The organism is Rhizobium sp. WSM1328, assembly GCF_057653715.1.
On record NZ_CM172788.1, the window covers coordinates 457,295 to 478,034 of the forward strand.

The 20,740-nt window shown below is 58.6% G+C and carries 11 protein-coding genes, 1 tRNA gene and 1 pseudogene; 8 read left to right on the plus strand and 5 right to left on the minus strand.

Translation table 11 applies throughout. The features are described 5' to 3' along the window. Positions 1 to 630 precede the first annotated feature (630 nt). Positions 631 to 1,998 carry an SAM-dependent methyltransferase gene (locus AC2444_RS02280; RefSeq protein WP_012756158.1) on the plus strand — a complete coding sequence of 456 codons (1,368 nt, stop codon included), beginning with the start codon at positions 631 to 633 and terminating at the stop codon, positions 1,996 to 1,998. Then, on the plus strand, positions 1,995 to 4,028 hold the full coding sequence (locus tag AC2444_RS02285; RefSeq protein ID WP_012756159.1) for a sulfatase-like hydrolase/transferase: 2,034 nt from the start codon (positions 1,995 to 1,997) through the stop codon (positions 4,026 to 4,028). The genes AC2444_RS02280 and AC2444_RS02285 overlap by 4 nt, the downstream gene beginning before the upstream one ends. Positions 4,029 to 4,134: 106 nt before the next feature. Here the strand turns inward: AC2444_RS02285 and AC2444_RS02290 are convergent. Continuing rightward, positions 4,135 to 5,320: pseudogene (locus AC2444_RS02290) on the minus strand (IS3 family transposase). A gap of 554 nt (positions 5,321 to 5,874) precedes the next feature. On the opposite strand from AC2444_RS02290, the gene traA reads away from it, so the two are divergent. Beyond that, positions 5,875 to 10,485, plus strand: coding sequence for a Ti-type conjugative transfer relaxase TraA (traA, locus tag AC2444_RS02295; protein WP_128449654.1), 4,611 nt, complete (start codon positions 5,875 to 5,877; stop codon positions 10,483 to 10,485). A gap of 52 nt (positions 10,486 to 10,537) precedes the next feature. Here traA and AC2444_RS02300 read toward each other — a convergent pair whose 3' ends face one another. From AC2444_RS02300 to AC2444_RS02310, 3 genes are all read right to left on the minus strand, one after another. Next, on the minus strand, positions 10,538 to 11,452 hold the full coding sequence (locus AC2444_RS02300; RefSeq protein ID WP_012756161.1) for a nucleotidyltransferase and HEPN domain-containing protein: 915 nt from the start codon (positions 11,450 to 11,452) through the stop codon (positions 10,538 to 10,540). A 600-nt stretch (positions 11,453 to 12,052) separates the two neighbouring features. After that, positions 12,053 to 12,214, minus strand: a complete 162-nt coding sequence (locus AC2444_RS02305; protein ID WP_012756162.1) for a hypothetical protein — start codon at positions 12,212 to 12,214, stop codon at positions 12,053 to 12,055. An 848-nt stretch (positions 12,215 to 13,062) separates the two neighbouring features. Continuing rightward, positions 13,063 to 13,136 (minus strand) — tRNA-Gln (locus tag AC2444_RS02310). A 242-nt stretch (positions 13,137 to 13,378) separates the two neighbouring features. Between AC2444_RS02310 and AC2444_RS02315 the strand changes: the two genes are divergently transcribed. From AC2444_RS02315 to AC2444_RS02325, 3 genes are all read left to right on the plus strand, one after another. Continuing rightward, positions 13,379 to 14,947 carry a Ppx/GppA phosphatase family protein gene (locus AC2444_RS02315; protein WP_041935463.1) on the plus strand — a complete coding sequence of 523 codons (1,569 nt, stop codon included), beginning with the start codon at positions 13,379 to 13,381 and terminating at the stop codon, positions 14,945 to 14,947. 14 nt (positions 14,948 to 14,961) lie between these two features. Beyond that, a complete protein-coding gene (locus AC2444_RS02320; RefSeq protein ID WP_012756166.1) occupies positions 14,962 to 15,681 on the plus strand; it encodes an RlmE family RNA methyltransferase in 720 nt (239 codons plus the stop codon). Between the two features lie 157 nt (positions 15,682 to 15,838). Then, on the plus strand, positions 15,839 to 16,222 hold the full coding sequence (locus AC2444_RS02325) for a VOC family protein (RefSeq protein ID WP_012756167.1): 384 nt from the start codon (positions 15,839 to 15,841) through the stop codon (positions 16,220 to 16,222). Positions 16,223 to 16,307: 85 nt separating this feature from the next. On the opposite strand, the gene AC2444_RS02330 is transcribed toward AC2444_RS02325, so the two are convergent. Then, positions 16,308 to 17,732 (minus strand): DHA2 family efflux MFS transporter permease subunit, encoded by a 1,425-nt coding sequence (locus AC2444_RS02330; protein ID WP_128449653.1) that lies wholly within the window; start codon positions 17,730 to 17,732, stop codon positions 16,308 to 16,310. Between the two features lie 248 nt (positions 17,733 to 17,980). Here AC2444_RS02330 and AC2444_RS02335 point away from each other — a divergent pair, with 248 nt between their 5' ends. Then, the gene (locus tag AC2444_RS02335; protein WP_012756169.1) at positions 17,981 to 18,973 is read left to right on the plus strand and encodes an MBL fold metallo-hydrolase; all 993 of its coding nucleotides are present in this window, start codon (positions 17,981 to 17,983) and stop codon (positions 18,971 to 18,973) included. Positions 18,974 to 19,253: 280 nt separating this feature from the next. Next, positions 19,254 to 20,738 (plus strand): IMP dehydrogenase, encoded by a 1,485-nt coding sequence (gene guaB / locus AC2444_RS02340; protein ID WP_012756170.1) that lies wholly within the window; start codon positions 19,254 to 19,256, stop codon positions 20,736 to 20,738. Positions 20,739 to 20,740 lie beyond the last annotated feature (2 nt).

A 20,740-nucleotide genomic window follows, 5' to 3' on the forward strand; every position in this document is an offset into this window, starting at 1 on the left:
TCGGGCGTTTGGTTGCGTGTCGAGGTTTTGAGCTGCCACTGAACTTTCATCCAGCGGCGGTTAGAGCCTCGGCGGCTCCGGAAGAGTTCTGACAACAACTTTGTCGCTGGATCGAGCGGCGCGGAAAACGGGACGCGCGAAGCTGTGGACAAATAGAATTCAAGCAACATGGGCCTTCCGGCTTCACGAAGCAAAGTGGGACGACTCGTCACGGAACTACCAAGGTGATAATCTTCAGCAAGCCGTTGGGTTTTCGCACCAATTAGGTTTCCTCAGCTTTTTGGGCGGGCCGTTCGCGTGCGTCATGATGTCCGAAACGACCACGACGCAGTAAACACGCAACGCCATCCAATCTTGACAGTTTTGTGACAGGTGCTATGCAATTTTTAGTCTTTGAAAGGTTGCTTCTATGCATGTCGCAAGACTTCTGGTTTTAACTCCGCTTTTTGCTCTCATAGTCACCCCAGCTTATGCATATCTCGATCCAGGCACGGGGAGCATCATTATCCAATCTGTCATTGGAGCTTTCGCCGTTGGCGCGGCTTCAATTTCGTTGTTTTGGCAAAGGGTAAAAAGCTTCCTCTGTCGCACCGGAGACAACCAGAGACAGAAAAGCGGCCGCGAGCGGAAATGATGCTATCGCGTGTTTCGGGCTCATTTCGCGATCCGTCAGGCCATGTTTACGAAGGCACCGAACATATATATCGGACGGTCGAGTCATCGGCCGCTGCTGATTATGAGGCTGCCAGGAACGCTGGCATTTTCGAATCACCGATGATTGTCTCAACCACCGAATCGACGGCTCCATCACCGTCCAAGACCGCAAGCTACTTGCTGGAGCATCCGAGAATACCCTTAATTTCGTATCCGTACGAATGGTCGTTTTCAATGCTGAAAGATGCGGCTCTTTTACACCTAGATTTCCATCTGCATTTGCTTGGCCGAGGTTTCACGCTATCTGATGCTACTGCCTATAATGTGCAATTCCTTGGCCCGACGCCGGTTTTTATAGATCACCTTTCCGTTCGTCGCTATCGCGACGGAGAGTATTGGGAAGGGCACAGGCAGTTTTGCGAACAGTTCCTTGTTCCGCTACTGCTTCGATCATTCTTCGGCATTTCTCACAACGCCTGGTACCGTGGCGCGCTTGAGGGAATCTCGATTGCCGATTTCGTAAAAATGCTGAGATTTCGGCAAAAGGTTTCGTGGCGCGTCCTCGCTCATTTGGTGCTCCAGGATAAATTTCAGCGTAGCGCTTCTGCCGGACAAGCCGAAAAAGCACAACATCGCCAGCTTCCCCGCAACGCATATACGGCGACGCTGCAGCAACTTCGCAACTGGATCGCTGGCTTGTCACCTCGCGATACCGATCCCACGACATGGGCCAACTACGCCACGGCAAATACTTATAGCAATACGGAAGCAACACTAAAAAAACAGTTCGTCGGCGATTTCATCAGACGTAGCGGCGCTACAACGGTCATAGATCTTGGCTGCAACACGGGCGACTATTCTGAGGTAGCCTTGCACAATGGTGCTCAACGCGTCTTTGGTTTCGATTTCGATCAGCAAGCGCTGGACAGCGCCTATCATCGTGCTAAAAACAAATCGCTGAATCTCCTCCCGCTATTTCTCGATGCTCGAAATCAGTCGCCTTCGCAGGGTTGGCTTCAGGAAGAACGAACTGGTTTCGCGTCAAGAGCGAAAGCGGATGCCGCCCTGGCGCTCGCATTCGAGCATCACTTAGCGATCGCGCACAACATCCCGTTGGAGCAGGTCGTTGACTGGTTAATTTCCGTCGCCCCCACCGGGGTCGTGGAATTCGTGCCGAAGGATGATCCCACAGTACGGACAATGTTGGCGCTGCGTAGGGATATTTTCCCTGACTACAATTATGATCACTTTATCTCGCTAATTGGACGACGCGCTCGTGTGTTGGAGAATCTCGTTGTTTCCAGCACGGGAAGAACGTTGATATCCTATTCCAGAAATGGATGACTAATTTGGCTGGCCACACCGGATCGTGGAGAGGCCACGCTCTTGCCTCAGCGCTTCTAGCTGTAACTCTGTTTACGGTCGCGCTAGATGTCTATTCCAGAAACATCAGTGAGTTCGCTGGAAGCTCCATCTTACAGCTCCTGCCGCCGGTGCTCATATCCATCGTTGTAGGGTGTGTGGCTTTTGTGATCACTGGCATTACGGGCTTCAAGCCCGTTGGGATGTCGGTGGTGCTCGGGGCTGCTACTTGTGTGATAGCAGCGAGTCAAGGAGTCACGACAAGCGTTATACCGCCTATCGATGGCGGTACCCATCCTTATATCGTTAGTAGCGGGAGGGGCGTGGTCGAATTCATCCTGCTTTTCGTCATTTTCTTATTGACGGCAGGCTTCGCAATCTTGCGGCTTCGCGAAGCATTGATGATCCTCTCCGGATTGACTTTCCTAGCCCTATTAATTCCCATCTACAACTTGGCGGCCCGCGATCGGATATCGACTTCTCTCGGTCCCCTGATGACCCTTTCTCGCGACGTCAACGTCATTCACATTATGTTCGATAGCCTTCAATCGGATGCTTTCAAACAAATTGCTGAGCAACAGCCGGATCTATTGTCTGAATTTGATGGTTTTGCCTATTATCCGGACCACGCGGGCTATGCGAACTGGACGACGCTCTCCATCGCTGCCATTCAGACTGGGCGGCTGTTCTTCGACCAGCATCAGGACGGTATGGATCCGATAGAAGAAATCGGTGAATGGCTTCGCTCGAGCAGCATGATGTCTCACCTCGCCGACAAGGGCTGGGATGTCAGCGCCGTCCAGCCATCGAATGCCTTCTGCTTCAGGACCAAGTATTACTGCTCGACACTACCGTTTCTTTCTAATTCAATTGGACAACGTCTTGGGAAGCAGCGCAAATCAAATCCGTTGATTGTTGTCGATCTCGCGCTGTTACGCCTGGCGCCGACCTTGCTGAAGCCGCTCGTATATAATGAGGGGAAACTGCTTTGGTCTGATGCGACAGGACCAGCGAACGCGGATAGCAGCACTGCCAACGACATCGCCTTGTCGATGGACTTTGCGAAAATATTGACGGAAGACATCGCCGTTACAGATGACAATCCAGTGTATAAATTTCTGCATTTCTATCCGCCGCACAAACCCTTTATTCTTGACGAGGACTGTCGGATAGGTGTTGCCAGAACGGAAGATTGGCCGAACTATTTGCCGCAAGCTACGTGTGCGGTTAAGCAGATGGCCGGTATCCTGCGGGCACTTAAGCGCTTAGGTGCATACGACAACAGCGTTATCATTTTCCAGTCAGATACTGGACTTGGGATGGTGCGACCCACTGAAAATGCCGATCCGAAGATAACCTCTGTCGTTGAGTATTCCTCCCCTCAGTTAGTTGGGTACGCACGTCCAACACTGTTAATAAAGCCGCTTGGCGCTACAGGGCCTCTACGGGTTTCTTCGGTGCAAACAAGCCATCTGAACACGTTCTCCTTGATCAACGATGCTACCGCAGGGCGTACAAATCTTCCAAACGTGACAGCTCCCAAAGACCGGAGCTTCGTCGTGAGTCGTATCATCCGTGCTGGCACGACGTCGGTCTCGCCTTATGAACAGTTCATCATAGTCGGGAATGTGGCTGACTCGGCAGCATGGCAATACGGTGGGATGCTATCTCGCCCCGGAGTTCCCTACCTTGCGCGCCCCATTCAATCAGCCACGTTCTCGATCGACGCAGACGAACCACTCAATCCTAACCAATCAATAAGGCTCGTGGGTTCGGTCAGCGGCGGCAACGATGTCGAATATACTTTCCTACGTAGAATTAAGGATGACAAGCTCGAGATTATCAAGGACTGGTCCCCCGACAATACTGCTACATGGGAGGTCGATGAAAACGGCAAGACGCCGTGCGTCGCCAATATATTGATGGCAGCGCGCAATCGAGTCATGGGGCCTTCAGAGCACCAGATCAACGTCGAAAAGGTGGCGAAAATATCCACGTCTGCATGCCATTGAAATCGAGAGCGGAAGCGTGCCGCTGCGCGAGCCTTGGCGCCACTGAAGCTTAGCCCTAGGTGACCTTGCCCCCAAGTTTTATCCAGTTTGACCTTGCCCCCAAGTTTTATCCAGTTTTGAGTTCGCTCCAGCGGTTTTTGGTTGCTGTTGTTGGTTCGCGGCGGGTTGCGGTGCGGAGCCATTTCGGCTGCGCAGCACCGCATCACGTCGCGGGTTGAGTGTCTGAGCGAATTCGGCCGGTGTCAGCCAGCCAAGGCCTGAATGCGGGCGTTGATCGTTGTAGTCGCTACGCCAGTTTGAAAGCGCAGACCGGGCGTGAGCAAGCGACGAGAACAGAGAGTTTCATTCAAGAACTCGTCTCGCAGCCGCCCGTTGAAACTTTCGATAAAAGCGTTCTGGATAGGCATGCCAGGCGCAATGTAATGCCAGTCAACCTTGGTCCGGTCCGCCCATTGCAGGATCGCGTTGCTGGTGAACTCTGCCGTTGTCACTGACGATCATCCTCGGCTTGCCGCGCTCCTCGATAATCCGGTCAAGCTCCCGTGCGACGCGAAGACCGGAAAGCGATGTATCGGCGACGAGCGCCAGGCACTCCCTCGTGCAATCATCGACGACGGTCAGAATCCGCAACCTGCGCCCATCGGTGAACTGATCCGACACGAAGTCCAGCGACCAACGATCATTGGCCACCATCGGCACCAGCATCGGCGCTCGCGTGCCTATCGCTCGCTTGCGACCACCGCGCTTGCGCACCGTCAGTTTCTCCTCCCGATAGAGCCGGAAGAGCCTCTTGTGGTTCACGAGGTGACCCTCCCGCCGGAGCAGCACATGAATGCGTCGATATCCGAAGCGGCGACGTTCATGCGCCAACGCCTTCATTCGCTCGCGAAGCTCATGATCATCGTCGCGCCTGGTCTCGTAACGGACCGTCATTCGGCAAAAACCAATGGTTTTACACGCCCGCCGTTCGCTCATCTCATGATGGCTCATCAGATGCGCGACAGCTTTCCGCTTGGCCGCGGGCGTCACCACTTCTTTCCCAAAAGGTCTTTCAAAGCGGCATTGTCGAGCATGGCATCTGCCAGAAGCCGCTTCAGCTTCGTGTTCTCGTCCTCCAGCGTCTTCAGTCGCTTGGCTTCGGATACCTCCATGCCGCCGAATTTGGCCTTCCATTTATAGATGCTAGCATCGCTGACGCCATGCTTGCGGCAAAGCTCCGAGACCGGCGTGCCTGCCTCGTGCTCCTTCAATATGCCGATGATCTGTTCGTCTGTGAAACGATTGCGCTTCATCCTCTGGTCCTCTCAATGGGCCAGAGCTTACTTCAAAATGGATTATTTCAACGGCGCAAGGTCAAACTTCTTAGAGATGAGTCCAGAGAGCGAGTGGCTGACCACTACCTCGATCGTGTTTGCTCTACAATTTGACTATCGTGTATAAGTCTCTATAATGCGATCCGGTGACCGAATCGATCGAATAGAATAACGAGAAGGCGCAGGAAAAACAAAGATATCTGGCGTCAATTTTGTAAATGTGAGTCTTATAAAATGTATTAAACTGATTTTTTTAAAACATCAAAATTCGGACCATCGGTGGGAGTCACATTTTGTTTTATGCCTTCAGAATTCCGGCGGGCCACTGCGTTGCCGTATTCCCGCCCTTCGAAGAGCGAGCTATCGCGGCACTTGACAACGGAAATTTCTTTGCGAGGTGCGGCGTTTCCGTTCTCACAGTTCACGATCTGGATGGCAGTCGCTTCTGGAAAGGTGGCATTCGGCCCGCGTCACGCCATTGATGGAGAAAAGCAAGCCGCCGTCGCTTTGTGCCCCAAGAGTTGGAGACGTCAATGGCGATTATGTTCGTCAAAGCACGGGTGATCAGTAGGGGGGCTGGACGGAGGATTGTCCCGGCCGCGGCCTATCGCCATCGCGCCCGGATGATGGACGAACAGGCCGGCACGTCCTTCAGCTACCGAGGCGGGAGGGCCGAACTGGTGCATGAGGAGCTGGCTTTGCCGACGCAGGTACCGGAATGGCTGCGCACGGCAATCGATTGCCGCACCGTTGCAGCGGCGAGCGAGGCGCTGTGGAATGCCGTGGAGGCGTTCGAAAAACGGCCGGACGCGCAGCTCGCCCGCGAACTGATCATCGCGCTGCCAGAGGAGTTGACGCAAGCCGAAAACATCGCGCTGGTGCGCGAATTCGTCCATGACAACCTGACCTCGAGGGGGATGGTTGCGGACTGGGTCTATCACGACAAGGACGACAACCCACACATCCATTTGATGATGACATTGAGGCCCTTGAAGGAGGAGGGCTTCGGCGCGAAGACGGTTCAAGTGCTCGACGAAGGCGGTAAGCCGCTGCGCGTGGTCACGCTCGACCGGCCGAAGGGCAGGATCGTTAGCAAGGCCTGGGCCGGCGACAAGGAAACCATGAAGGGCTGGAAGATCGCCTGGGCGGACACGGCCAACCGGCACCTGGCGTTTGCCGGCCACGAGATCCGGCTCGATGGCCGCTCCTATGCCGAGCAGGGTCTCGATGGCATCGCGCAAAGACATCTCGGTCCGGAGAAGGCAGCACACTCCCGCAGGGGCAGGCAACCTTATTACGCGTCGGCCGGTCTTGCCCGGCGGCAAGGGGTGGTCGATCGGCTGCTCTCCGAACCGGAGTTTCTGTTGAAGCGGCTCGGGAATGAACGCTCCACCTTCGATGAGCGCGATATTGCCAAGGCTCTGCATCGATATGTCGACGATCCTTCGGACTTCGCTAATATCCGCGCGCGGCTGATGGCGTCGGACGACCTGGTCATGTTGAAGCCGCAGGAGGTCGATCCTGAAACGGGTAATGCGTCGGAACCCGCTGTCTTCACCACGCGCGAGATACTGCGCATCGAGTATGACATGGCGCGGTCGGCACAGGTGTTGTCAGAGCACAAAGGTTTTGCCGTTCCGTCACGGTATATCGCGGCCGCCGTCAAAAGCGTCGAAGCTGGCGATCTCGACAAACCCTTCAAGCTCGATGCGGAACAGATCAATGCCATCAGTCATATCACCGGTGACAGCGGCATTGCTGCGGTGGTCGGCCTTGCCGGTGCCGGCAAGTCGACCCTGCTTGCCGCGGCACGTGTCGCCTGGGAAGGCGAAGGTCGCCGGGTGATCGGCGCGGCCCTTGCGGGCAAGGCCGCTGAGGGGCTGGAAGACAGTTCCGGCATCAGGTCGCGAACGCTCGCCGCCTGGGAACTTATATGGGCCAATGGACACGAGACGCTCCGTCGTGGTGATGTGCTTGTCGTCGACGAGGCCGGAATGGTGTCGTCGCAGCAGATGGCGCGTGTGTTGAAGATTGCTGAAGATGCAGGCACCAAAGTCGTTCTGGTCGGCGATGCGATGCAACTGCAGCCGATCCAGGCGGGTGCGGCGTTCCGGGCGATCACCGAGCGGATCGGTTTTGCCGAACTCGCCGGCGTACGACGGCAGCGCCAGCAATGGGCGCGCGAGGCGTCGCGGCTCTTTGCTCGTGGCGAGATCGAGAAAGGTCTCGACGTCTATGCGCAGCAGGGCCATCTCATCGAGGCTGGGACACGGGACGAAGTCATCGGGCGGATTGTTGGCGATTGGAGCGAAGCGCGCCGACAGGCGATCGAGACGTCGGTCCTCAAAGTCAATGGTGGCCGTCTTCGCGGCGATGAGCTGCTGGTACTCGCCCACACAAATCAAGACGTGAAGCGTCTGAACGAGGCACTGCGATCGGTGATATCGGACGCGGGCGCGCTGGGTGAGAACCGCTCTTTCCGGACCGAACGCGGAGCGCGGGAATTCGCCGCCGGCGACCGCATCATCTTCCTGGAGAATGCCCGTTTCCTTGAGCCACGTGCTCCCCGTCTCGGCCCGCAATATGTGAAGAACGGCATGCTCGGCACGGTCGTTTCCACCGGCGACAAACGTGGCGACACACTGCTGTCGGTCCGTCTCGACAATGGCCGCGATGTCGTCATCAGTGAGGACAGCTATCGCAATGTCGATCATGGCTACGCCGCGACCATCCACAAATCACAAGGTGCCACCGTCGAGCGAACCTTCGTGCTCGCCACCGGCATGATGGACCAGCACCTGACCTATGTGTCGATGACCCGGCATCGCGGCCGCGCAGACCTCTATGCCGCGAAGGAAGACTTTGAAGCGAAGCCGGAATGGGGACGAAAGCAGCGTGCCGATCATGCCGCCGGCGTGACCGGTGAGCTCGTGGAAAGCGGACAAGCCAAGTTCCGGCCGAATGACGAGGATGCCGACGACAGTCCTTATGCCGACGTCAGAACGGATGACGGAACCGTCCATCGTCTCTGGGGTGTGAGCTTGCCGAAGGCGCTCGAAGAAGGTGGTGTCTCAGAAGGCGACTCGGTGACCCTGCGCAAGGACGGTGTCGAGAAGGTCAAGGTTCAGGTTCCGGTCGTCGATGAACAAACCGGGCAGAAGCGTTACGAGGAACGTGAGGTCGACCGCAATGTCTGGACCGCCAAACGCATCGAAACCGCCGAAGCCCGCCTGGAACGCATCGAGCAGGAAAGCCATCGGCCGCATGTGTTCAAGCAGTTGGTCCTGCGCCTGTCGCGCTCCGGTGCCAAGACGACGACACTCGATTTCGAGAGCGAGGCCAGCTACCAGGCTCATGCCGACGATTTCGCCCGGCGTCGTGGGATCGACACTCTTTCTCAAACTGCGGCCGGCATGGAGGAAGGCGTCTCCCGCCGGTTGGCGTGGATTGCCGAGAAGCGCGAGCAGGTGGCTGAGCTCTGGGAGCGGGCCAGCGTTGCGCTCGGATTTGCGATCGAGCGGGAACGGCGTGTTTCGTACAATGAGGCGCGAATTGAAACGCAAACTGTCTCGGATGCAGATGCTGGCGGTGTGCGGTATCTGATCGCACCCACCACGGAATTCGCCAGAAGCGCGGAGGAAGATGCGCGCCTGGCTCAGCTTTCTTCGCTGGCGTGGAAGGAACGGGAAGCCATCCTGCGGCCGCTGTTGGAGAAGATCTATCGTGACCCGGATGCAGCACTTGTCGCCCTGAACGCCATGGCATCGGATGTGAAGATCGAACCCCGCAGGCTTGCCGACGATCTTGCCGCAGCGCCGGATCGGCTCGGCCGCCTGCGTGGTTCCGATCTGATCGTCGACGGCCGTGCGGCACGCGACGAGCGCAGCATCGCGACCGCGGCATTGACGGAACTGATACCGTTGGCCCGCGCCCATGCGACGGAGTTCCGCAGGAATGCTGAACGGTTTGGTGTCCGTGAGCAACAGCGCCGCGCTCACATGTCATTGCCGATCCCGGCTCTTTCCAGGCAGGTGATGGCGCGTCTCGTAGAGATCGAAGCAGTGCGAGAAAGGGGTGGTGACGACGCCTACAAGACCGCCTTTGCGCTTGCCACCGAAGACCGCTCGCTCGTGCAGGAGGTCAAGGCGATCAGCGAGGCGCTGACGGAACGCTTCGGCTGGAGCGCCTTCACATCCAAAGCCGATGCAGTTGCCGAACGCAACATGGTCGAGCGTATGCCGGAAGACCTCACAGGCATGAGAGGCGAGAAGTTGACCCGGCTGTTTGAAGCCGTGAAGCATTTTGCCGACGAGCAGCATCTCGTCGAGCGGCGGGATCGTTCGAAGATTGTTGCCGGCGCCAATGCCGATCCCGAGAGGGAGAATGTCCCCATGCTCGCCGCAGTCACCGAATTCAAGACCCCGATCGACGAGGAGGCGAGATCGCGCGCTCTCGCCACGCCGCTGTATCGCCAGCAGCGCGTAGCGCTGGCGGCCGTGGCAAGCGCGATCTGGCGCGATCCGGCCGGCGCCGTCGGCAAGATCGAAGAGCTGCTCCAGAAAGGTTTTGCTGCCGAGCGCATCGCCGCGGCTGTGACCAACGATCCGGCCGCCTATGGTGCGCTCCGCGGCTCCAATCGCCTCATGGACCGGATGCTGGCTTCTGGCCGGGAGCGGAAGGCGGCAGTGCAGGCCACGCCTGAAGTCGCCGCTCGCCTGCGGTCACTCGGTTCGGCCTACGTCAATGTGCTCAATGCCGAACGCCAGGCTATTGCCGAAGAACGACGGCGCATGGCAGTCGCCATTCCCGGCCTCTCGAAGGCGGCGGAAGAGGTACTCACGCGGCTAGCTGCCGAGTCGAAGAGCAACGCTCGCAAGCTGAACGCATCGGCCTTTTTTCTCGATCCAAATATTCGCCAGGAATTTGCCGCTGTCAGCAGGGCGCTCGACGAGCGCTTTGGTCGTGATGCGATCCTCCGCCAAGCGAAGGATCGCATCAACCGTGTTCCACCGCCACATCGCACGGCCTTCGAGGCGATGCAGGACAGGCTGAAAATCCTGCAGCAGGCCGTTCGTATTGAAAGCAGCGACAGGATTATCTCGGAGCGGCGCCAGCGCACCGCCAACCGCGGCGTCGATCTCTAAAACCATTGAAGAAGCGAAACGAGCGCGTCACCTTCGAAATACAACGGCAGGTTCAATAATCTGTAGCGTCTGTTCGAAGTCTCGTGAGATGTTCCTTGCATACAATTTTGACCAGCACATGCAGTTCGGCTGTCTGTTCTCCGAGCCAGATCAACGCCTCTTCGCTGACTTCATAGTGATTCGAATAACGCGCCTTTACGTATGCTTCATTGATCGTATTGAACCAGGCGCGATAGCGTTGCTGGTCACGCGGCCAGGCATCCACGAGGCGACGATCACGGCCCTCCGCCAACTTACGCAGGAAAGTCAGATTATGGGAGGCGGGGCTATAATTGGATAACGTCAAAAGTGCAGCCGAGTAAGCATGCTCAATAACTTGATGGAGGAAAAAGGCTGCGTGTTTGTAGCGCCGCCTTTCAACGTATAACGTGAATCCATCCAACAAGTCAGTTGAGAATGGAAATCTCTCTTCAAAATGCTCCTTGGCGATTAGGTACTCCTCGGCCTTAGAGCGTGGCTTCGGTTCGGGCAGCGGTTCATCATCGAGTTCATAAAGAACGATCCCCTCGCGGCGGATGTCTGAGAAGAAGTATTGTCCCTCGTGAAGCGCCGTGTTGACCTCGCGCCGCGAGTGAACAATGAGGCTAACCGGCGTTTTGATGCCGGGATCGTGGAGAAAGCGGTCCGCCGCCTTATACCAATACGTGGCGAAGTCAGACAGCTTCCTGTTGTTGACGATTACCAGCAGATCATAATCAGAACGATAGCCCTTGAGCGTGTGCGGCTCGTCAACCCAGTCACCGCGAGCATATGATCCAAACAAGATGACCTTGAGGATCCGCCCCATTTTCTTGAACTCCGCTGAGCTGTCCTTGAGTGCATCCTGAAATTCCTCATGCAGGATATCGACAACGCGGGCAAGCTCGCGCTGTTTGCGTTCGGGCAGGTGGTCGAGGTTGGATTTCATCGGCGGCGGGCATCTTTCGTAGCGAAATTATCTTGGCTGTAGCACTCCACAAAAATAAGTCTCAATGCTCTTACAATGCATATCGGGATCCTCGCTCCGGCGTACGGTCTGCTAGAAGACGGCAAAATCGCTTCACTTGTCGCACTGGTCCCCATTACGCTTCCACACTCTTTCCTGATCTGACGCCTGAGCGCGCGTAAGTCGCGCCGGTGCAGTGATATTATTTCCGTGTGGTGCATAACGTGAGTGAGCGGTAGCGATGACATCCTCTACATCTGCGTCAGGCGAATTCTAGATGCGGCTGCGCGTTCATACGCAAACCTTTCGAACATTTCGCATCTAGTTTTCCTGTCAGTGCAGTTCGCTGCAATATTATGTTGTAACAAAACCAAAAACAAGCTCGAGAGCTGCCCGCAAAGCACCCTGGCATCAGTTTGTTTAAGACCGACGAGCGGCGTGAGATGCCAATAGATGAGGCGTTCCGGCGAGAATTATGAAAATCGCGATCAATCCCAGTCGAGGAAGCGTCCCAGCGAGAGAGCTTCGGCATCCTGAACGGCACCTCCCCGTGCTCAGCCGTTAAAAGCGCGTTGACGATGTTCAGTTTTGGCGCGAATCGCGCTGCAGAAGCTTCAGGCTGGGCGCCGAGATGTCGATCGGACAGATGTGCATGAAGGCCAAGCCGTCAATGCTGCGGAACGATTTTGCAAGGGCACGGCCACAGTCGAACGTTATATCACTGATTGGATCATCCAGCGGCATTCCCCGACAGCGTCCTCGAGATATTGTGGAACGCCACTAAAGTCACTTCATGCTGAGGGTGGGATGGGCTTCAGGTGAGGGTGACAAATATGAATACCACAGCCATGGCTGCTACGGCCGTGACGAGCCCGTCAACCAAACTGCCTTGCCCGCTTCCGACGACAAAGCCAGCTATACCCGCGACCGCAACAAAACCGATTTCCATACGCGTCCGTGTTGGCGTCCCAAACACCTCATGTTGGATAGAAAATCATACTTAGCGTCAAGACACTTCTCGGCCAGCGGTATGGCTCGATCGCGACGTTCAAACTCGTCTCATCCGCTGATTTGCCGCCTGATTGTCGGATCTCCAAGCTACTTGGTTTCAGCGCGGGGCAGTGTTGGCAAGTGATACTCACGTCACAACTTACGCCTTCCAGCTCGATCGAGGTGGCTGGAATGCGCGGCGATTGAAGTGTACGTCGCAGACGTTGCAGACCTAATTGAAGTTAATCGATGAGACGGCGGCAGCGGTGATCAGCTCGGGCGGTCACGAGACGTACGCAAGCCTGCGCAGCGCAGAGCGTAGCTGCAGGCGATGTGCGAGAACCGAAAGCCTATTCGGAACGGAAGACAAAGCAGCGCAATACGGTGGCCTTCGGCCAGCAACTCACGGTGCCTAACAAGGGTCGGCATCTTTTCCACTGAATACCGAGAATGCGCCAATCGATAGCCCAAACTGTCGGCTCGTTCGTACGCGTCCCCACTCATTCCTCCGTGTTCGAAGCGAATTAGGTTGCGAATGATATAGCACGAAATCACTCACCGACCTCTGGTCGGTTAAAGAATTACATTCGTCTTCGGAAGATTGGCTGGGGAACCTGGATTCGAACCAAGATTAACGGAGTCAGAGTCCGTCGTTCTACCATTGAACTATTCCCCAGCATAAGCGAACCGGCGGGCGGTCGGCTGGTGTGCGGCGCTTATAACCAAAAGCCGGGGGATTGCAAATACCCGATTTGAAAAAAATCGGTGCTGCCGCGGAAAGGTGAAACCGCTGCAAATCCCCTGTCCAAAAAAGAATTTGGCGATTTCGGCGGGCGCTGATATTCTTGCCGCAACGCAAAAATCGAATGAGCGCCTGCTGCATATCTCAAGACTTGCGCGGCGCGATGGAAAAACAACGTGGAAGACCCCGAAGGCGGCGCAAAGCTGCAATTTGACGGGGCGTCGGCGGCAGGGCGCAAGGACGGCAAGAAGTCCAGGCGCCGCAAGGGCAAACGTGGCGGGCAATCCCGCAACGGTGCTCATCCCGCTTCGCATGAGCCTTCCGGCGGTGCCGGACAGCCTGCGCGCCCGATGGAAGATGCAGCCGGCAATCCGGCCCGCAAGCGCAAGCGTCGCCGTCGTGGCGGCCATGGTGCTGTGCAGGATGGTTCACCTCAACCTCATATGATGGAACAGGCCGGAGCGGCAGATCATGCCGCCCGCTCCGATGGCGATTCGGCGCCGAGCCGTCGCAACCGCCGCAAGCATCGCGGCAAGCGCGGTCTGCAGGGCCGGCCGCTAACACCGGCAAAACCATCAGGTGCCCCGCAGCAGGAACGCCGCGCGGAAGAGACGGCGCTCGGTGGCGAACTGCGTGAAACACTGAATGGCGCGAGCGCCAACCGCAGGGGTCGCCAGGAAAGCCATGCCCATCCCGGGCATCAGGGGGATCGTCAGGCCGGCGAACATGTGTGGCCGGAGGAGCTCTATGCTGCCCTCGATCTCGGCACCAACAATTGCCGTCTCCTCATTGCCCAGCCGACTCGTCCGGGACAATTTCGCGTCGTCGACGCCTTTTCCCGCATCGTGCGCCTCGGCGAAGGTCTTGCGGCCAGCGGCCGTCTGTCCGATGAGGCGATGGAGAGGGCGATCGAGGCGCTGAGGATCTGCGCCTCCAAGCTCAGGAACCGGGAGATCCGCCGCATGCGGCTGATCGCCACCGAAGCCTGCCGCCAGGCCGTCAATGGCGAGGAATTCCTCAGCCGGGTCGTTGCCGAAACCGGCCTCGCGCTTGAGATCATCGATCGCGAGACAGAGGCGCGGCTTGCCGTCTCCGGCTGCTCCTCGCTGGTCGGTCGCGAGACGCGCTCCGTCGTGCTCTTCGATATCGGCGGCGGCTCGTCGGAGATTGCCGTCATCCGCATCGGCGACAATCGCTTCAGCCGCCTTGCCAATCACATCACCCACTGGACCTCGTTGCCGGTCGGCGTCGTGACCCTGTCGGAGCGCCATGGCGGGCACGACGTCACGCCGGAGGCCTTCGAAGGCATGGTGCGTGAAGTCGAAGGCATGCTTGGAAGCTTCGATTGCCCGGAGATCGAGGTCGCCCAGACCGGCGACTTTCACCTGATCGGCACATCGGGCACGGTGACAACGCTTGCCGGCGTGCATCTCGACCTGCCGCGTTATGACCGGCGCAAGGTCGATGGCATCTGGCTGTCCGACGACGAGGTCTCCGCCATGCAGGCAAAGCTGCTCTCCTGGGATTTCGCAAGCCGCGCCGCCAATCCCTGCATTGGGCCCGATCGGGCCGATCTGGTGCTCGCCGGCTGCGCCATTCTCGAGGCGATCCGCCGCCGTTGGCCGAGCCCGCGCATGCGGGTTGCCGATCGCGGCTTGAGGGAAGGTCTGCTCACCGACATGATGGCCGATGACGGCGTGTGGCGGCGCAATCGTAACCGCCGCGGCCAGCGCGTGAGATCGTGAGATAAGGAATAGGCATGACCAAGGCACCGATCGCGGGAAACCGCACCGGCCGCAAGCTCGGCCAGCGCGTCAAGAACAAGAAGATGAAGGCCTCCTCCCGCCAATGGCTGGAGCGCCACATCAACGATCCCTATGTGCAACGCGCCCAGCTTGAAGGCTATCGCGCCCGGGCCGCCTTCAAGCTGCTGGAGATCGACGAGAAACATCACATCCTGCGCGGCGCCAGGCGCATCATCGATCTGGGGGCCGCTCCCGGCAGCTGGTCGCAGATCGCCGCCAAGGTCACCGGCTCGACGGATGATGATATTCGTGTGGCTGCGATCGATTTCCTCGAAATGACCCAGCTGCCGGGGGTCAAGATCCTGCAGCTCGATTTCCTCGATCCGACAGCGCCGGAAAAGCTGTTGGAGGCCGTCGGGGGCACGCCTGATCTCGTCATCTCCGACATGGCGGCGCCCACCACCGGCCACCACCGCACCGACCATCTGCGCACCATGCATCTGTGCGAAGTCGCGGCCCATTTCGCCGTCGAAGTCCTGGGGGAGGGCGGGCACTTCCTGACCAAGACCTTTCAGGGCGGCACCGAGCGTGAGCTGCTCGCCATGCTCAAGCAGAATTTCCGCCAGGTCGTCCATGTCAAACCGAACTCGTCGCGCGCCGAATCAGTCGAGATGTTCCTGCTGGCCAAGGGGTTCAAGGGACGCAAGGCCGAAGGCAACGCAGAGGAAGCTTGATCTTCGGGCCGGTCCCGACGGATGATGGCGATCAACTGCATAACTCCTTAAAACGGTATCGATTTAAGGATAAGATATGCAGCAATGGAAAGCGTTGCCGCGTCCTTTGCGTGTCTGAAGGGCGCACCGCGCTGTCAGGATTTGAACCGCTGATCCCATGCTTCTTTACGTCACGCTCGGAACCAACGACCTTTATCGCGCAGGGCATTTTTATGATGCCGTGCTGTCTCCCCTCGGCTATCGCCGTCAGCGCTCTTCCGAAGAGGAAATCGGCTATTCCGCCGAGGGCGATACGCGCTGCCGCTTCTGGGTGGTGACGCCGTTCAATCACCGCCGGGCAACCTCAGGCAATGGCGCCATGGTGGCGCTTGCAGCCGAAACGCGGGCTGATGTCGATGCCTTCCATGCGGCGGCAATCGCGGCAGGCGCCGTGGATGAGGGCGAGCCCGGCCTGCGCTCCTACCATGCCCAATTCTATGCCGCCTATGTGCGTGATCTCGACGGTAACAAGCTCTCTGCGGTCTGCGAAAACCCGCAGTAGCGGTGCCTTCGCTCCTCGCGCTTTAGGTCTTGTTTCCACGCATGTCGTTCCCGCAAAACTGCTGCACACTTTTGCGCGACATGCTTTATTTCACCGCGTGCTGTTCGGCTTCAACAGTTGCGGCCGTCATCGTCTTCAAGCGGTGGCCGGAAACGAGTGCGCCGGCATTGCGGTCCATTCGGATGAAGGGAATGGTCGCAATGACCGTCAGTCCGGCGATGATGTAGAAGGCAAGGTGGAAATCGGCCACCTGCAGCGCTTCGCCGCGGAAATAGATCGAGCTCTCCAGGATCGCGGCGGCGACCGCAACACCGAGCGCCAGGCTGACCTGCTGCATCACCGAGCTCATCGATGTCGCCTGGCTAGCTTCGGCATCATCGATGTCGGCGAAGGCAAGCGCATTCACCCCGGTGAACATGAAGGAGCGGGAGAAGCCGCCGAGCAGCAGCACGCCGATGATGACGAGATGCGGCGTCGACGGCGTGAACAGGCCGGTGACGACAGTCACCAGGGTCGTTACCATGGCGGCGCCGAGAAGCGTTGTGCGGAAGCCGGCGGCGGCGAAGACGCGCTTCGCCATGAACTTGGTGGTGATCGCCCCGATCGCGCCTGCAAAGGTGATGAGGCCGGATTGGAACGGCGTCAGCCCGAAGCCGAGCTGCAGCATCAGCGGCGTCAGGAATGGCATGGCGCCGACGCAAATGCGAAAGAGCATGCCGCCCAAGGTGGAGGCCCGAAACGTCGGGTTCTTGAACAGGTTGAGATTGAGGATCGGCGCCGGATGACGCTTGGCATGGCGCACGTAGAGGACGCCGCAGATGAGGCCGATCAAGGTGGCGGTGACGCCGATGATCGGGGGCAGGGCCGGCAGACTGACCACCGACAGGCCGAAGACGACGCCCGCAGCCGATAGCGAAGTCAGCACGAAACCGGTGAAATCGAGCCGCGGCGGCGCCGTCGCTTCCACCTCCGGCAGGAAGATCGTCGCAAGCCAGATGCCGATGATGCCGACTGGCACGTTGATCAGGAAGATCCAGTGCCAGCTGAAATAGGTGGTGATGAAACCGCCGAGCGGCGGTCCGGTGAGCGGGCCGACAAGTGCGGGTATGGTGAGCAGCGCCATGGCCGAGACAAGATCGCTACGCTGCGTCGTGCGCACCAGCACGAGGCGGCCGACCGGCGTCATCATCGCGCCGCCCATGCCCTGCAGGAAGCGGGCAAACACGAATTCGACGAGGTTGGACGAAATTGCGCAGAAGATCGAGCCGATGACGAAGACCGAGATGGCAAGGCGGAAGATTTTCTTGGCGCCGAACCTGTCGGCCATCCAGCCGCTGACCGGGATGAACACCGCCAGCGCCACCATGTAGGAGGTCAACGCCAGCTTCAGCGTGATCGGCCCGACATTGAGATCCGCCGCGATCGCCGGCAGCGCCGTCGCAATGACAGTCGAGTCCATCTGTTCCATGAAGAGGGCGACGGCAAGGATCAGCGGGACGATGCGATTCATAGGCGGGAGCCTTGATGGGCGCGGAATGGAGCTGGAAAGGCCGGTGCTGTTTAGTCCCAGCTGCAGGTTCTGCCAATCCCCAAATCCGGGTCGACGACACGTTTGCTTCACGTCTGCGTGAGACGGCTTGCGCATTAACGTCGCTTGTCAAGATTGACATATGTTTACCTGGCGGGAGCAAGAAATCCGGCCGGAATCGACACTGGGGGCCGTGCGGCGACGCTTCGCACGTCATGAAGGATGGACATATGACAATTTCGTCGGGAATAAAGCGGCGCACCCTTTTTGCCGCAGGCCTTGGCCTGCTGGGGGCGCCGGTCATTTTGCGAGAGAAGGCCGAAGCGGCCGCAACTGGAGAACGCAATCATATGGATGGAACGCTTTTGCCCGAGATCAATCAATTCAAGCTCGGTTCCTATACGTTCACCGTCGTCCGTGACGGCACCAGCATTGTCGAAAAGCCCTATGAAACCTTCGGCACCAATCAGGACCCCGAAACCGTCAAGGGATTGCTGACCGCAAACTTCCTGCCGGCCGACAAGTTCATGAATGGCTATACGCCGGCTCTCATCGATACCGGGTCGGATGTCATCCTCGTCGATACCGGCTTCGGCGCTGCCGGCCGCGCACGTGGCGCCGGTCAACTGACCGAAGGCTTGAAGGCGGCGGGATATTCGGCCGACGACGTCACGCTGGTAGCGCTGACCCATCTGCACGGTGATCATATCGGCGGCCTGATGGAAGACGGCGCGGCTGCCTTCAAGAATGCTCGCTATGTCGTCGGCCAGGCGGAATATGATTTCTGGTCGGACAAGGCACGTGAGGGCACACCTGCCGAGGGCGGCCACAAGGCGGTGCTCGCCAATGTCGTACCGTTCGCCGAGAAGACTACTTTTATCAAAGAAGGTGATAGCGTCGCGCCCGGTGTGACTGCGGTGCTGGCGGCCGGCCACTCGCCGGGACATATGGTGTTCCACGTCGAATCCGAGGGCAAACGCCTTGTGCTCACCGGCGATACCGCCAACCATTATATCCTGTCGCTGCTGCGGCCGGATTGGGAGGTGCGCTTCGACATGGACAAGGCGCAGGCTGCCGCCACCCGCCGCAAGGTCTTCGAGATGATTGCGAGCGAGAAGATCGCCTTCCTTGGCTACCACATGCCCTTCCCGGCGGTCGGCTTCGTCGAAAGGCAGGATGGCGGTTATCGCTTCGTGCCGAAGAGCTATCAGTTCGACATCTGATCGGGAGCGGTTCCGCCTTTCGCGGAAGCGCTGGGCCGCTCTAACTTCTTGTTTTTATGCAATTCCGGACGGAAAAGTGCTGAGCGCTTTTCCCGCAATGCTCCTGGCGCATGGCACCCATGACGAGCCTGGCGGACATGCCGGGCTTTTTGCTATTTCCTTCCTGTCATAGACGTGTTACCAGCCCTCGCCAACTTCCAAGCAACTTAATGCAGACCGCCGGGGCGGACGATTCGTTTCCGGACAGGGTCGCATTTTTATTAAACGAAGGAATTTGGCCATGGCACGCATCATTGAAACGGCAACCGGCGCAGATGCGCTTACCTTCGACGACGTGCTGCTGCAGCCGGGACATTCCGAGGTCATGCCCGGCCAGACGAATATCTCTACCCGTATCGCTCGGGATTTCGAACTCAACATCCCGATCATCTCATCCGCCATGGATACCGTCACTGAGAGCCGCCTGGCGATCGCCATGGCCCAGGCCGGCGGCCTCGGCGTCATCCATCGCAACCTGACGCCGATCGAGCAGGCCGAGCAGGTCCGGCAAGTGAAGAAGTTTGAAAGCGGCATGGTCGTCAATCCGGTGACGATCGGCCCGGATGAAACACTTGCCGATGCGCTCGGGCTCATGAAGTCCTACAGCATTTCCGGCATCCCTGTCGTGGAGAAGTCCGGCCGCCTCGTCGGGATCCTGACCAACCGCGACGTCCGTTTCGCTACCGATCAGGAACAGAAGATCCATGAGCTGATGACCAAGGACAAACTGGTCACCGTCAAGGAAAACGTCGATCAGCAGGAGGCCAAGCGCCTGCTGCATTCGCATCGCATCGAGAAGCTGCTGGTGGTCGATACCGAAGGCCGTTGCGTCGGTCTCATCACCGTCAAGGACATCGAGAAGTCGCAGCTGAACCCGAACGCTTCCAAGGATGCGCAGGGCAGGCTTCGCGCGGCCGCCGCCATCAGCGTCGGTGACGACGGCTTCGAGCGCGCCGAGCGTCTGATAGAGGCCGGCGTCGACCTTCTGGTCGTCGATACAGCCCATGGCCACTCGCAGCGCGTCCTCGATGCCGTCAGCCGCGTCAAGAAGCTTTCCAACTCGGTGCGCATCATGGCCGGCAACGTCGCCACCTATGACGGCACCAGGGCGCTGATCGATGCCGGCGCGGACGCCGTCAAGGTCGGCATCGGTCCGGGTTCGATCTGCACGACGCGCATCGTCGCCGGCGTCGGCGTGCCGCAGTTGGCCGCCATCATGTCGGCGGTGCAGGCCGCGAATGATCAGGACGTGCCCGTCATCGCCGATGGCGGTATCAAGTTCTCCGGCGATCTTGCCAAGGCGATCGCTGCCGGCGCTTCCGCCGTCATGATCGGCTCGCTGCTTGCCGGCACCGATGAGAGCCCGGGCGAGGTCTATCTCTACCAGGGACGCTCCTTCAAGGCCTATCGCGGCATGGGCTCCGTCGGCGCCATGGCCCGCGGCTCGGCCGACCGTTACTTCCAGGCCGAGGTGCGCGACACGCTGAAGCTCGTGCCTGAGGGCATCGAAGGTCAGGTGCCGTACAAGGGGCCGGTTTCGGGCGTCATCCATCAGCTCGCCGGCGGCCTCAAGGCGGCCATGGGTTATGTCGGCGGCAAGGATCTCAAGGATTTCCAGGAGCGGGCCACGTTCGTGCGCATCTCCGGTGCCGGTCTTCGCGAAAGCCACGCCCATGACGTGACGATCACCCGCGAGAGCCCGAACTATCCGGGCGCCGGCCTCTGATC